At 62.0% G+C, this 12,979-nt stretch carries 11 protein-coding genes and 1 tRNA gene; 3 read left to right on the top strand and 9 right to left on the bottom strand.

The features are described from left to right. Window positions 1-54: 54 nt before the first annotated feature. Window positions 55-128, bottom strand: a tRNA-Gln gene (locus MOP44_RS19740). A gap of 496 nt (window positions 129-624) precedes the next feature. On the opposite strand from MOP44_RS19740, the gene MOP44_RS19735 reads away from it, so the two are divergent. Next, on the top strand, window positions 625-1,212 hold the full coding sequence (locus tag MOP44_RS19735; RefSeq protein ID WP_260792003.1) for a hypothetical protein: 588 nt from the start codon (window positions 625-627) through the stop codon (window positions 1,210-1,212). Beyond that, window positions 1,209-1,916: a metallophosphoesterase family protein gene (locus MOP44_RS19730; protein WP_260792002.1), complete on the top strand. Its 708-nt coding sequence runs from the start codon at window positions 1,209-1,211 to the stop codon at window positions 1,914-1,916. The genes MOP44_RS19735 and MOP44_RS19730 overlap by 4 nt, the downstream gene beginning before the upstream one ends. Before the next feature lie 308 nt (window positions 1,917-2,224). Here MOP44_RS19730 and MOP44_RS19725 read toward each other — a convergent pair whose 3' ends face one another. The 5 genes from MOP44_RS19725 to MOP44_RS19705 all read right to left on the bottom strand — a co-directional run bounded on the left by MOP44_RS19725 (window position 2,225) and on the right by MOP44_RS19705 (window position 8,865). Further along, window positions 2,225-4,036 carry an FG-GAP repeat domain-containing protein gene (locus tag MOP44_RS19725; RefSeq protein ID WP_260792000.1) on the bottom strand — a complete coding sequence of 604 codons (1,812 nt, stop codon included), beginning with the start codon at window positions 4,034-4,036 and terminating at the stop codon, window positions 2,225-2,227. 227 nt (window positions 4,037-4,263) lie between these two features. Beyond that, on the bottom strand, window positions 4,264-4,521 hold the full coding sequence (locus MOP44_RS19720) for a hypothetical protein (protein ID WP_260791999.1): 258 nt from the start codon (window positions 4,519-4,521) through the stop codon (window positions 4,264-4,266). A 223-nt stretch (window positions 4,522-4,744) separates the two neighbouring features. Next, complete coding sequence (locus MOP44_RS19715) at window positions 4,745-5,119, bottom strand: response regulator (RefSeq protein ID WP_260791998.1); 375 nt, start codon at window positions 5,117-5,119, stop codon at window positions 4,745-4,747. 439 nt (window positions 5,120-5,558) lie between these two features. Then, window positions 5,559-8,162 (bottom strand): ABC transporter permease, encoded by a 2,604-nt coding sequence (locus MOP44_RS19710; RefSeq protein ID WP_260791996.1) that lies wholly within the window; start codon window positions 8,160-8,162, stop codon window positions 5,559-5,561. Further along, a complete protein-coding gene (locus MOP44_RS19705) occupies window positions 8,155-8,865 on the bottom strand; it encodes an ABC transporter ATP-binding protein (protein WP_260791994.1) in 711 nt (236 codons plus the stop codon). Before MOP44_RS19705 ends, MOP44_RS19710 begins: the two co-directional genes overlap by 8 nt. A 129-nt stretch (window positions 8,866-8,994) precedes the next feature. Here MOP44_RS19705 and MOP44_RS19700 point away from each other — a divergent pair, with 129 nt between their 5' ends. After that, window positions 8,995-9,621 (top strand): arylesterase, encoded by a 627-nt coding sequence (locus MOP44_RS19700; protein WP_260791993.1) that lies wholly within the window; start codon window positions 8,995-8,997, stop codon window positions 9,619-9,621. Between the two features lie 398 nt (window positions 9,622-10,019). Here the strand turns inward: MOP44_RS19700 and MOP44_RS19695 are convergent, their stop codons facing one another. The 3 genes from MOP44_RS19695 to MOP44_RS19685 all read right to left on the bottom strand — a co-directional run bounded on the left by MOP44_RS19695 (window position 10,020) and on the right by MOP44_RS19685 (window position 12,933). Next, window positions 10,020-10,979, bottom strand: a complete 960-nt coding sequence (locus MOP44_RS19695; protein WP_260791992.1) for a hypothetical protein — start codon at window positions 10,977-10,979, stop codon at window positions 10,020-10,022. A 248-nt stretch (window positions 10,980-11,227) separates the two neighbouring features. Further along, complete coding sequence (ftcD, locus tag MOP44_RS19690; protein ID WP_260791990.1) at window positions 11,228-12,175, bottom strand: glutamate formimidoyltransferase; 948 nt, start codon at window positions 12,173-12,175, stop codon at window positions 11,228-11,230. Beyond that, entirely contained in the window at window positions 12,172-12,933 is a 762-nt protein-coding gene (locus MOP44_RS19685; RefSeq protein ID WP_260791985.1) for an acyloxyacyl hydrolase, read from the bottom strand. The genes ftcD and MOP44_RS19685 overlap by 4 nt, the downstream gene beginning before the upstream one ends. Window positions 12,934-12,979: the final 46 nt, after the last annotated feature.

The raw sequence follows: 12,979 nt of genomic DNA, 5'->3' as shown, positions 1-12,979 counted from the left end.
CAATGTTCGTTTTTTTGGGAGGTTTTACGGAGCGGTAAGTGATTGATTCTACAATGGCTGCCCCCCAGGGATTCGAACCCCGATATGCTGATCCAGAGTCAGCTGTCCTACCATTGAACGAGGGGGCAACAAGCGCCGTTGTTCTGGCGGGGTGCCACGTTGGCACACATTCCCGGCAGGCGCCGGTAACCGCAGCCAACTTGTTCATCATACGTGGGCTGCGCGGCTGAGGTCAAACGATCAAACCGGGTGCTTCCCTTTCGTATTTGGTGTTCGAGACACGCGACGCTGGAGTGCTCCCTGATGCGAAGAACTTGAAGCGTTTCAGCAGTGAAGCGGCTGCGGAAGGCGTTTCGTGCGTCAAACATTTCCATGGCGCATTGGGACCCGCGGCTTCCTTTAACCTCCTCGGAAGAACCAGCGTGGACAGCGGAAGCAGAGGAGTGTTACCGGGAGGCGTTAAAGGCGCTTCTTGCCAGCCATCCGGAGGACGGGCCGCCTGTTCCTTTTGTCGTGGGCGGGGCGTTCGCGATTCATCGGCACACCGGCATTTGGCGGACGACGAAAGACATCGATTTCTTTCTGGCACCTTGTGACATTCCAGCAGCGTTCAGGCGGCTCGAGATGGCCGGATTCGCGACCAGCGTGGAAGATCCGGTGTGGCTGGCGAAGGCGAAGCGAGGCGACTGCTTTGTCGATCTCATCACGGGCGTTGGGAACGCGAGCCTCGTCATCGACCGCACATGGATTGACCGCGGGCTGCACGAGATCGTGCTGGGAGTTCCCTGCTGCGTGCTGGGCCCGGAGGAGTGCATCGCATCGAAGTGCTTCGTAGCGTTTCGCGAGCGGTTTGACGGCGCGGACATTGTGCATCTGATTAAGGCGTGCGGACGGCGGCTCGACTGGCGGCGCGTGTTCGACCTGATGGGCGATCACTGGGAGCTGCTGTACTGGTCGCTGATTCTGTACGCATATGTGTATCCCGCGCATACGGACGTGGTGCCGGAGCCGGTGTGGCGCGAGCTGACGCAGCGCTTCGGTGAGCAGCTGCGGCAGCCGGACAAGAGCGCGCCTTTCCGCGGATCGCTGGTGGATCCGCGCATGTTTGCCATCGACGTGAATGAGTGGGGTGAGCGCAATCTCTACCAGGAGTACTGCGACAACCACCCTTGCCCGTTGCGCGTCGAAAATTCGGTCGGGAGCGAGGAATGAGGCTTGCAGCCGTAGCCGATATCCATTTGAAGGCTGAGGATCACGAGAAGAATGTCGCGGCATTCTCGAAGGTGAACGATCTGGCCGATGCGCTGGTGGTTGCCGGAGACTTCACCAATCATGGATTGCCGGAAGAGATGCGCGCGGTGCTCGCGGTGCTGGAGTGCGTGCAGGTTCCCATCATTGCTGTCCTGGGCAATCACGATCACGAGAGCGGCTACCAGGATGAGCTGGCAGGCATGCTGCGCGTCGCCGGTGTGCACCTGCTGGACGGGCACTGCTTCGAAGTGGATGGAGTGGGGTTCGCGGGGACGAAGGGGTTTGCGGGTGGCTTTTCGCCGTATGAGCTGATGCCGTTTGGCGAATTCGGGATCAAGAACTTTGTGGAGATTGCGGAGCGCGAGGCGGTGAAGCTCGACTACGGGCTGGAGCAACTGAAGACGCCGGTGAAGATCGCGATCATGCACTATGCGCCCATTAAGGAGACAGTGGTGGGCGAGCCGGAGCCGATCTTTCCCTTCCTGGGAAGCTCTCGGCTGCAGAGGGCGATCGACAAGCACAAGCCGGCGCTGGCAGTGCATGGGCATGCGCATCATGGGACCTTCTCGGCCGAGTCGAAGGGGGGGGTGCGGGTGTGCAACGTAGCGCTGAGCATCCTGAGGGAAAAGGGCGAGGAGCATCCGTTCGCGCTGTTCAATTTCTGAGGGCACCTGCGGTGCGGCCGACTGCGCTTGGGGTGCCTTCGTGCCCCGAGAGGGTAATGGGGAAATTAGGTGGGATCTCCTGTGGTGAGCGCGGGACCGGGGTGAAGCGGCGATTGCACGGCTGGGGTGTCTTTCGCGGGGTGACCTCATTCGGACGTTGCACGTTGGAGCTCATTTCCCGGATGCGGAGGAACGTGGTTTCCCACCCTGTCGTCAGAAAAGGCGACAGGATGGGGCGCATGGGTTTGTGGGGGAACGGGCGGAGAAGAGGGGGTTCTTCTCCTTCGGCTTCGCCCCAGGTCAGAATGTCACTGCACGGTGGCGCGTACCGTTGTTTCGTACTTGGCACCCGCCGTGTTCACCGCGTAGATGTCGAACTGATACGTGCCCGCGGTCAGGCTGACGGTGGTACTCAAGCTCGTACTGGTCGTCTCCGTGTATTTCTTGACGCCGTTGGCCCAGATCTCCATACGTGCGAGCGTACCGGGGATATGCGCCGTGGCCGTGACCTGTACTGGCGAGTGCACTGTCGAGCCGTTCACAGGGCTGCACACGTTCACGCCATAGCCCGAAGGCGCAGCGCAACCGCTTGTGCCGACTGTCAGCGAGAAGCTCTTCTTCTGGAGAGTGTTGTCCCAGCCAGTGCCATAGATTGTGATGTTGTGCGTGCCGGCACCGAGCGAGATTGACTGGTCGAGGAACGAGTAGTTCGAGAAGGCGTGCGTCAACTGTTCCTTCAACTTTGTGCCATCGGCCCACACAGCCACGGTGCGCATGGGCGTCGGCCCTGCCGCACTGATGGAGAACTTCACCGGGGAATTGGCGCTGGCAGTGCTGGGCGAGCACACGCGGATGCCTTCGGCCTGCTTGGTTGTGCCGCAGCCCGGGAACCCACCACTGGTGTTGTTTTCGAGCAGGTAAAGGTTCACGGGAGGATAGGAAGACGCGTTCTGCGACGCATACTCTGTCCCCACAAGATCGGGCCTGGTGCCCTGGGTCGACTTCACCGCCTTCAGATCAATTGCTCCATAAGCAGAGGAGTAGATGGAGGTCTCGGCGCCAAACACGCCCTTCCCCGTTGCCGACAGTACGCGGACATCATTTGCGGTTGAAGTGGTGGAGCTGCAGGACATGGTGGTGTAGGCAATGTCGTTCAGGCCGTCGCCGTTGAAGTCAGCTACCTGGAGGCCACCGCGGGTGCAATCACCGTTGGGCGTATTGATGGTCTGGAAAGTGAGTGTGCGATTGGTGTTGCCCTTGAACGCGACGAAGTAAGGATACGCAGGCGAGCTGCCGCGCGGCGTCATCACCAGGTCGCTTGTGCCGTTGTCGTCAAGGTCCGCGACACTGCCCAGGGCATTTGATTCGGCCCTGGGATCGGTGGCCTGAATGGGGTTTGCGAAGTTGCCGGCTCCGTCACCGTACCAGACCTGCACCCTGGTGGCCGGGCTGCTGCTGCTGGTGTAGATGAGCGCCAGGTCCGGCTTGCCATCGCCATCGAAGTCTCCGGACGCGGCGACGTAGGCCGCGATGACGCCTGAGCTGGAGGTGAGGTACTGCCCTTTGGTGAACGACGCGGTCGAGCTACAGTTGCTTTTCCATGTCTGGACGCTGGTGGCTCCATTATTGGAGGCCACCACCACGAGATCGGTACAACTGTCGTGGTTTACGTCGATCGCGAGGAGATTCCCCGCGCCGAGATCGGACGTCAGGTCTGCGACGTCCGTGAACGTTCCGTCTCCATGGCCCTGCAACACGTGAACGCCCCGTCCGGTCGCATCTCCCACCGCGAGGTCAAGATTACCGTCGTGGTTAAAATCGCCCACGGCAAACGGTACGTTGTTGGGAGATGACATCTGGATGGGAGCGTTATAGGTGCCGTCGCTGTTGGACAAGTACAGATAGGCGTTGCTGTTGTCAGTGACTCTGGCGATCAGGTCCTCGCGCCCGTCGTTATTGAAATCACCGTGCGCCAGGACTGCCATATCTTCACCGTTGTAAAAGGTGTGGGCTGCAAAGGTTGGCGAGGTTTGCGTCAGGGCGCGCAGAGGAAACAGCGCGCACGCGGCCAGCGCCGGCACGGCCAGCGCACGATATGCAAATCCAGGGAATGTCGGCATGAAAACTGTACTCCTTCGCCGCGGATGGGCGATCGAGCAGGTGTTGGTTGAAAGTCGCCGGAGCGGCGCTTTCTGGACGCTTTATCTAAAGTGCGGGTGTGGCGTTTCTTTCTCGTATGTGAGCCCCAAAACTAACCTGGTGCGCGCACCTCGGATAGATTCGGCGTTTCGAATCAGGGTTGCTGCTGGGTTAGCTTTGCAGGACGGCCAGATGAGTGAGCGGAGGTTCACTGGGTGGAGCGGGCGCGATCGAGTTTATGCCTGAGTTCCTGGAGCAGCAGCCCCAGCTTCTCGAGATCGTGTTTCTTCAATCGTATCCTGCACATGGATTCGCCGATTGAGTGATACGCCTCGGATGCGCGCGAGAACGACGCCCTTCGGCTTTCCTCATCGGAATGAATATTGCCGAGGTGGACGAAAGTCAGAGCCAGCTCAGCATCTGAGATGAGGATCTGGGAGGCGATTTCATCGTATGTGTCCAGCATGGCCGAACTCCCGATGGCTCGATGGTGATGCCGATGGGGCGGAATGTCAAATGGGAGTGCGCCACGTAACAGCAGATCGCCTGCGGGGATGAGAGAAAGAAGAGCAAAAGCGCGGCAGGGGAAGGTCAGTGGTCTCCCACCCTTCGCGCGCGAAGGATGGGGCACCCGAAATTTGAGGGCAAGGTGGGGAGTAGCCGAAGCGCGGCCGTGGGGCGAGTGGGGATTACAGGCTGCCGATGTCGTCGAGGAGCTTTTGGGGATGGATGGGCTTGGCGAGGAGGCGGAACTCGTGTCCTTTGCGGCTGGCTTCGCGGAGCAGGTCGGCGGTGGCTGCCTGGCCGGAGAACAGAAGGACCTTGCAGTCGGGGCGAGCCTTGGAGAGGTAGATGGCAAGGTCGACGCCGGTCATTTTCCCCATCATGACGTCGCTCAGGACCACGTCGGGCTCAAAGACCTCGATGGTTTCGACGGCGGTTTCAGCACTGTAGACCGCCATGGATTCATGACCCTTGATCTTGAAGACCATGGCGAGCGTGTCGGCAATGTTCTTTTCGTCATCGACGATGAGAATGCGCTTTGGAAGACTCATCTCAGCCATCGGCTGACCTCCAGCAGATATTGGTTTTAATCGGACCATTGGGGAAATGAAAGCTGGAAGGCACCAAGTTGATGCAAGCCGGCTTCAGTACTTGGCGATTCTAATTGACCCGCCTGAGGTTGACCGCTCTGCACCGGACATTGGGATGGAACCCTCTGGTTTATAAGATGCTTGCGAGCGGACGAAGGCTGCCTCAGGGTTCAGGTTTGCACTGCCCACGGTGCCCTTCCGTGCTCGTATCTGGGGTTCGTCTTTGATGTCCGGACGGGCAGAGTTGGCATTCTAGTCTCCAACCCGGGCGGCCGGGAAAAGTTGCGAGGATGGTGACGAAAGTTCGTGCTTTGCCCGGTCCCAATCGAGGTCGGGGGCGCCCTCGAGAAGCAAGTTCTTCTGTGCGCATCACAATGACAAACGCTCACAATGACAAATTTGTGGAGGTCTATTCTTCGCGGAGGACTTCGAGGGGACGGAGGCCGAGGATGCGGTAGCTGGCGATCCAGCCGGTGCCGGTGGCGAGGATGGCGGTGCCTATGAGGGCGACGGCGGCGCCAGGCCAGTTGATGTGATAGCCGACCTGCATGCGGTGGAGCAGGACGCGGGTGAGCAGATTGGCGAAGACGACTCCCACCATGCCGGCGAGCAGGCCGAGGACACTGAACTCCACGCTGAAGGTGCGGACGATGCGCATGCGAGTTGCGCCGAGGGTTTTGAGCACGACTGCCTCGCGCATACGGCGGAAGCGCGTGCTGGCGATCGAGGAGGCAAGGATGGTGAGTCCCGCAAAGATGGAGAAGCCGGCGAGGAAGTGGATGACGAAGGTGATCTGGTCGACGACGGTCTCAATGCGGGTGAGGATGTCAGCAATATTGATGACGGTAACGGTGGGATAGGCCTGGAAGAGGGCGCGCTCAATGGCGGGAATCTGGGCGGCCTGGGCGTGGACGCCGCCGTACCAGGTGGCGACTTCACCTTTGAGGGCTCCGGAGGGCAGGACAAAGGATTCGCGGCTGGAGGTGTGCTGACCGTCGCCTTTGTAAATGGTGGACACGGTGAGCTTGTGCCGGCCGTTGGCGGCGGTGTCGAGTTCCATGCTGGAGCCGATGGCGAGGTGGAGGCGGTCGGCGATCCAGTCGGCTACGGCGATCTGCTGGACGTCGGGGCCAGTGAACCATGCGCCTTTGAGCACTTTGAGACCTTCGGGAAGCTTGTCGGACCAGGTGAGTTCGGAGTTCTGAAGGGAGCGGAGGGGGACGTGCTGGCCCTTGAACTGGTCGAGTGGCTTGCCGTGGATGGAGACGAATTCGCCGCGGACGATGGGCATGAGGTCGACCGGTTCAGTGACGCCGTGCTGGTGGGCGAGGAAGTCGCGGAGTCCGGGGGCCTCGTCGCTGGTGATGTCGATGAGGAACATGTTGGGGAGCTTGGGCGAGGCGGTCTCCTTGATCTCGCGGAGCAGCGACGACTGCATGAGATAGACGGAGAGGATGAGCATGACGCCGGTGCCGAGGGAGGCCAGGACCGCGGCGGACTGGTTGCCGGGGCGGTAGAGGTTGGCGAGTCCGTGGCGGAGGGAGGACGGCAGGTGAAGGCGGACGCGGTTGAGGATCCAGCGGAGGAACCGGAGGAGGAGGAAGGCGAGAACGAGGAGGACGGCGAGGGCGCCGGTGAGACCGGCGGCGAACCAGAAGCCGACAGTGGCGGAGTCAGATAGGGCCCAGGCGATTCCGACGAGAGCGGCGAGCACGACGAGCGCGATGGCGAGCTGGAGCCAGCGGGCGCGGAGTTTCGCGACCCATCCGCCGATGCCTTCGGGGCCTTGCTCGACTAAACGGCGTAGGACGAGGACGGGGCGGACGGCGCGGACATCGAGCAGGGGCGGCAGGCAGAAGAGGAGCGTGGTGAGGAGGCCGGTGCCGAGACCGGCGGCGATGCTGTGCCACGGGACTTCAAGGACGGTATGGACCGGCAGGAGTTTTCCGAAGACAGCGGGAAGGAGCTTCATGACGCCGATTCCGGCAGCGACTCCGAGGAGGCCTCCGGCGAGGCCGAGGCCGAGGGTCTGGATGAGGAATATGCGGAGGAGGTCGGCCGAGCCCGCGCCAATGGCTTTGAGGATGGCGAGCATGTCCATACGCTGCTCAAGGTGGGCGTGCATCGCCATGGCGACGCCGATGGCTCCGAGGACCATGGCGACGAGACAGATGAGGGAGAGGATGGCGGTAGCGCGGTCGAGGCCGTCAGTGATGGCTGGATTGCCCTCGCGGTAGTCCATGACCTGGGCGTCGGGCATGGCGGCTTCAAGGTCGTGGCGGACGCTGAGGGGGGTGACGCCCTTGGGGAGGGGGTCAGGGAGCTTGAGGAGCAGGCGGGCGGAGGCGCGGCTGCCGGGGGCGATGAGTCCGGAGGCGTCGAGGCTGGCGCGGGAGATCATGACGCGGGGGCCCATGCCCGCTCCGGCACTGATGCGGTCGGGCTCCTGCTGGAGGACGGCGGCGATGCGGTAGGTTTTGTCGCCGAGGCGGAGGCTCTGGCCGACGTGGGCGTTGAGGCGGACGAGGAACTCGTCGGCGACGACGGCGGAGTCTCCGGCGAGGGCCTGCTGGAGGGTCATGGAAGGTTGAAGTTTTGCTTCACCATAGAACGGGTAAGCTGTTGGATCGACAGCTTTCAAAGTAACGAGCAGCGGGACAGGGTCGGGGGCAACCGAAGCCATGGAGAGGGTCTCAGTGACCCAAGTGGAGCGGGTGCCGGGAAGGCCTTTTTCTACGGCCTGGATCCTAGTGTTTTCGGCTGGGGTGGGGAGGCCGAAGATGCGGGCGCTGAGGTCGCCGGCCATCAGGGAGCGGGCTTCAAAGCCGAGGGTGCGGCGGAAGCTCTCGGCGAATCCGCGGACTCCGACGAGGGCGGCGACACCAATAGCGACGGAGAGGACGACGAATCCGAATTTGCCGGGGGCGGACTTGAGGTCGCGGAGGGCGATGGCTGTGGCGCGCCTCCAAGTCAGGGCGCGTTTCGGGGCTGTCGGGATGGCTGGGCTAGCCATGGTGGACCTGCTCGGCGGCCGGATCGGATGCGAAGGGGAGAGTGTCTTCGACGATGAGGCCGTCACGGAGGTGGATCTGGCGGTCGGCGGAGGCGGCGACTCCGGGATCGTGGGTGACGAGGACGAGGGTGGTTCCGGCGCGCTTGTTGTGCTCGAGGAGGAGGTCGAGGATCATGCGGCCGTTGGAGGTGTCGAGGTTGCCGGTGGGCTCGTCGGCCATGATGATGGGGGGCTCGACGACGAAGGCGCGGGCGATGGCGACGCGCTGCTGCTCGCCGCCGGAGAGCTGGATGGGGTAGTGGTCCATGCGCTCGGCGAGGCCGACTGAGGTGAGCAGCTCGCGAGCCTTGGGAAGGCCGCCGCCCTCGGCGTTGAGCTCGTGGGGGAGCAGGACATTTTCGAGGGCGGTAAGGGTCTGGATGAGCTGGTAGGACTGGAAGACGAATCCGATTTTGCGGCCGCGGACGGAGGCGAGCTGGGCTTCGGCGAGGTTGTGGATGGGCACGCCGTCGAGCCAGATTTCGCCGGAGCTGGGGGAGTCGAGTCCGGCGAGCAGGCCGAGGAGGGTGCTCTTGCCGCTGCCGCTGGCGCCGACGATGGCTACGAACTGGCCGGCGGGGATGGTGAGGGAAATTCCTTTGAGGATGTCGACACGGCGGGAGCCGTTCTGGATCCATTTCTTTGCATCGCGGACTTCGATCAAGAGGTTCCCTCAGTTCGCAGTTCTCAGTTCGTAGTTCCCAGTTGGTATTACGTGCTGCGGGGCTGGTGGTTCCGGGTTGAGGTTTTCTGATGCCTGAACCATGAGCCCTGAACCCTGTACCCTATCCCTGTGGACGTATTTCGGCGTGTTCTCGTTTCATTCCTGGTTCTGATTGTGGCATTTCCGGCAAGGGCGGCCGAGCGGCCGGTGCTGGTGTGCTTTGGCGACAGCATCACAGCAGGCTATGGGTTGCAGCCGAATGAGGCTTATCCGGCGGCCTTGCAGCGCAAGCTGGATGCGGCGGGGTACCACTACAAGGTGGTGAACGAAGGGACTAGCGGGGCGACGACCAAGGATGCGGTGGCGAGCGTTCCCGCGGTGCTGAGGCTGAAGCCGCAGGTGGTGATTGTGGAGTTCGGCGGGAACGACGGGCTGCGCGGGCTGCCGCTGGATGTGACGCGGAAGAATCTGGATGCGGTGCTGACGCAGCTCGAAGCCGCGCATGTGAAGGTGCTGCTGGCGGGGATTACGCTGCCGCCGAATTACGGCGCGGACTACATACGCACGTTCGAGGGGATTTTCAAAGAGCTGGCGGCGAAGCATCACACGGCGTTTGTGCCGATGCTTTACAAGGATGTGATCAAGCAGCAGGGGACGATCCAGGCGGATGGGATTCATCCTACGGCGAAGGGGTCGGAGATTTTGGCGGGTACGTTGATGCCGATCGTGAGGGTGTTGCTGAAGCGCGGGAAATAGCAGAGGGGTTTTCCGGCAGGTGAGCTTGATCACAGATTTCGTGGGCATGTCTCTGCAGAATGCTGAATAGGAGAAGTTCCCGGGTGGCCCACGAACTCAAGCGGGGAGACTGCGCAAGGTTGCGATCTGGTGGCCGAGTCATGGTGGTCTTCGAGATGTTGGACGATGAGGTGTACTGCCGCTGGCTTGAGGGTCGGGAGTTGAAGGGACAGATTTATCCACTTCACGTTCTGGACCGTGTTGAGGGATGCTAAAGCTACGCATTCTGCGGGACGCGGGAACAGCAGATTCCCTTACGGGAATGACAGAAAGAAAAGCAAAGGCAAAAAGCAGCAACGGCTGCATCGACGATCGATGCAGCCGTTGTCTTTCTGTTCCTTATTGCCTGTTCCCTGCCCTTATCGGACCATGCTTTGGAAGAGCTGGGATTTTAGGAGGCTGGCGAAGTCGTTGTCGCTGGCGGCGAAGTGGATGGCTAGCTTGCCGGAGCTGGAGGTGACATCGGTGCCGGACATGGCCGTCTTTTCAGTTTCATCGCCGGTCATGCGGCGGTAGACCACCGCGGCATTGAGGAGCGAAGAGACGGTAGCAGCGGCGAAGGCGTCGCCGGTCTGGATGGTGAGGTCGAACTTCACGCCGTGCTGGAAGTTCATGGAGTAGTAGGAGGTCTGGAGGCGCTTGCGCACGGACTCGTAATCGGCCATCGATCCGGCCTCGCCGAGGACCTGCTTCATCATGTTCTGGGTGCCCTTGGCGTCGAGTACGCTCCAGAGATCTTCGGAGTCGACGGTCTTCATCGCGTCCATGAGCGAGGAGTTGTTGAGCAGCGATTGGACCTGGCCGTCGCGGGCGTCGAGCGAAGCCTTCACCGCATCAGACTGGCCGAAGACCATAGTGGACTGATCAACGAAGCAGAGCACGAAGCCGGTCTTACCCATGGGGTAGACCTTGTTGGTGCGGATGAGCTTGGGCTTGACTGCGCCCTTCTTGAACTTGGCCATGATGTCGTCGATCGGGAACTGGCCCTGCGCGATGCCAACGGTGGTCACATCTTCCTGCGCCTGGTTGGGGCGGAAGAGCGCGAAGGCGAGCTGATCGACGTCGTGATTCTCATTGAGGCCGGAGCGGCGCAGCGCTTCATCGAACTGGCGCAGATCGGGAGGCATGACGCGGTCGCGAAGCTGCATGGCCGTGGGCGAATTCTGCATCTGGCGGTAGTCGATTACGACGAGCTGCTGCACATCGCGAGGAATGGCGGCGCGCGCGTCGCCGGATAGCTGGGCGGCGTTTGCGGAAAGACCAGAAGCAACGACAAGAGCCGCGATGGCAGCGGCCGATTTGAATGAATTCCTCAACAAAGCTCTTCCTCCGGAGCGCTGGTTCCTGGATTAAACCTCAGGGCCTAAAGGCCGGACAGGTTTGGCGGGATATTGTCAGGGCTAAAGTCCTGACCTAACTGGCAGCGCGCGTGCCCAGGAAATTGCGATCCTGTTTTTCATTTTACCCGCTATGTGATTTAGACGCCCGAAAAGGCTTCGTCGTAACTGATCGGCATGAACCCCGACGGGCGTGAACAAGTTGCGGTACGCCCGGGGCGGCCGCGCGATCAGGTCGAGGGTGCTTTATCCGGCCAGACGAGCGGGTTCTCCAGGCGGCGCTCGAGTATGCGTGCCGCGGGATCAAACTCAATCAAGTGACGCATCCACTCGCTTTCGCGCTCGCAGGCGGCTTCGGGGATGAGGCCGACGACCTCGCCACCGACCATGGCGGTTTTGTGCTTGGCGGCGAGCTTGGAGACCTTGGCGAAGATCTCGGAGATGGGGGTGCGCTCGTAGTCGGAGATGTTCATGGTGAGCTGAGCGCGGCCGTGACGAAGTGCGCCGATGGCCTTGAGGCTCTTGCCGGCTCCGGAGGCGCGGATCTCCTTGGCGATGGCGCGGGCCAGGGCGACGTCGCTGGAGTCGAAGGAGATGTTGTAAGTGACGAGGAACTTGCGGGCTCCGACGGCGCAGGCTCCCGCGGTGGGGTGGAGGCCGGGACCGCCTATGTCGGGGCGGCGGGAGGCGTCTTTGCGCACGATATCGCGGAGGCCTTCGAACTGATCGCGGCGGATGTCTTCGACGCTGGCGCGGTCTGGGCGAGCGGCGGCAGCCTCGTAGAAGTAAATGGGGATGCCGTAGCGACGCCAGATTTCGAGCCCAGCCTGGCGGGCGAGGAGGGCGCATTGCTCGAGGCGGATTCCCGAGACAGGGACGAAGGGGATGACGTCAGCCGCGCCGATGCGAGGGTGCTGACCCTGCTGGACGGTGAGATCGATGAGCTCGGCCGCCTTGCCGGCGCCGCGCACGGCGGCATCAACGACGGCGTTGGGCTCGCCGGCGATGGTGACGATGCAGCGATTGTGATCCTCATTCATGGACCAGTCGAGGAGATGGACGCCATCGACACGCATGGCGGCGATGATGGCTTTGACGCGCTCGGGGTCGGCGCCCTCACTGAAATTGGGGACGCACTCGACCACCTGAGGGCCGGCGGATTGGGTGTGGGGGGTCATCTCCAGAACGTGTATCCCAGTTGCACCTGAATTTGCGCGTTCACGCCCGGGTTGCGATCGCCCAGAGATGCCGAGGAGAGGTGGATCGCGTTTACATGGACGTCTACCGAGCGCTTGGGGCTGACGAAGATGTGGGTGCCGAGGCCAGCGCCGGAGGTGAAGTTCCAGACGGAGGTGCCGCCGGACATGCCGGGGACGACGAGGACGTCAGGCGGGAACTTGTGGGTGGTGTACACCACTCCGCCCTGGCCCTGGAACCAGGGCTGGACGACTTTCCAGGGGGTGGCGAATTTCCAGCGGAAGATGACGGGGGTGACGGAGAAGCCGAAGTAGTTGCCGCCACCAACGGGGAGCTGGCAACTGTAGGTTTGGCCATTCTGGTCGACGCAGGTCTTGGTCTCGGTGTGCGGCGCGGGGGTGAAGGAGGACCACACGGGCATGATGTTTCCGGCGAGCTCGAACTGGCCGCTGAGGGGTCCGGCGTGGAGGACGGGAGTGAGCGCCTTGCCGGCTTCGACACCGGCGGAGAGGAAGCGGAAGTCGGAGCGCTCACTGATGCCGTTGCCGTAATTGACGAAGGGCCCCCAGTGGAAGGCGCGGGCACCGCGGCTGTGGGGAGCCGGACTATCGTCGGGCAGCGCGGCGAGAGGTGCGAAATTCCGGCTGTTCGTGGCGACATGGCTGGAATCGCTTTGGGCCTGAACGCCGAGCATTGCAGAGAAGAGCACCAGGGCAGGCAAGACCTTCCGATATCCCATCAACGTTCGTTCCTCAGTGCATCAATTTGTCATAAAGATGTTCAGA

Origin of the sequence: Occallatibacter riparius, from assembly GCF_025264625.1 — a bacterium.
Lineage (GTDB): Bacteria > Acidobacteriota > Terriglobia > Terriglobales > Acidobacteriaceae > Telmatobacter > Telmatobacter riparius.
The sequence above is the reverse complement of the archived record's forward strand: the minus strand, read 5'-3'. Positions and strand labels throughout refer to the sequence as shown.

Coding starts and splice junctions, on each gene's coding strand:
- MOP44_RS19735 (WP_260792003.1), top strand. CDS start 625: ATGGCCGGATTCGCGACCAGCGTGGAAGATCCGGTGTGGCTGGCGAAG.
- MOP44_RS19730 (WP_260792002.1), top strand. CDS start 1,209: ATGAGGCTTGCAGCCGTAGCCGATATCCATTTGAAGGCTGAGGATCAC.
- MOP44_RS19725 (WP_260792000.1), bottom strand. CDS start 4,036: ATGCCGACATTCCCTGGATTTGCATATCGTGCGCTGGCCGTGCCGGCG.
- MOP44_RS19720 (WP_260791999.1), bottom strand. CDS start 4,521: ATGCTGGACACATACGATGAAATCGCCTCCCAGATCCTCATCTCAGAT.
- MOP44_RS19715 (WP_260791998.1), bottom strand. CDS start 5,119: ATGGCTGAGATGAGTCTTCCAAAGCGCATTCTCATCGTCGATGACGAA.
- MOP44_RS19710 (WP_260791996.1), bottom strand. CDS start 8,162: ATGGCTAGCCCAGCCATCCCGACAGCCCCGAAACGCGCCCTGACTTGG.
- ftcD (WP_260791990.1), bottom strand. CDS start 12,175: ATGACCCCCCACACCCAATCCGCCGGCCCTCAGGTGGTCGAGTGCGTC.
- MOP44_RS19685 (WP_260791985.1), bottom strand. CDS start 12,933: ATGGGATATCGGAAGGTCTTGCCTGCCCTGGTGCTCTTCTCTGCAATG.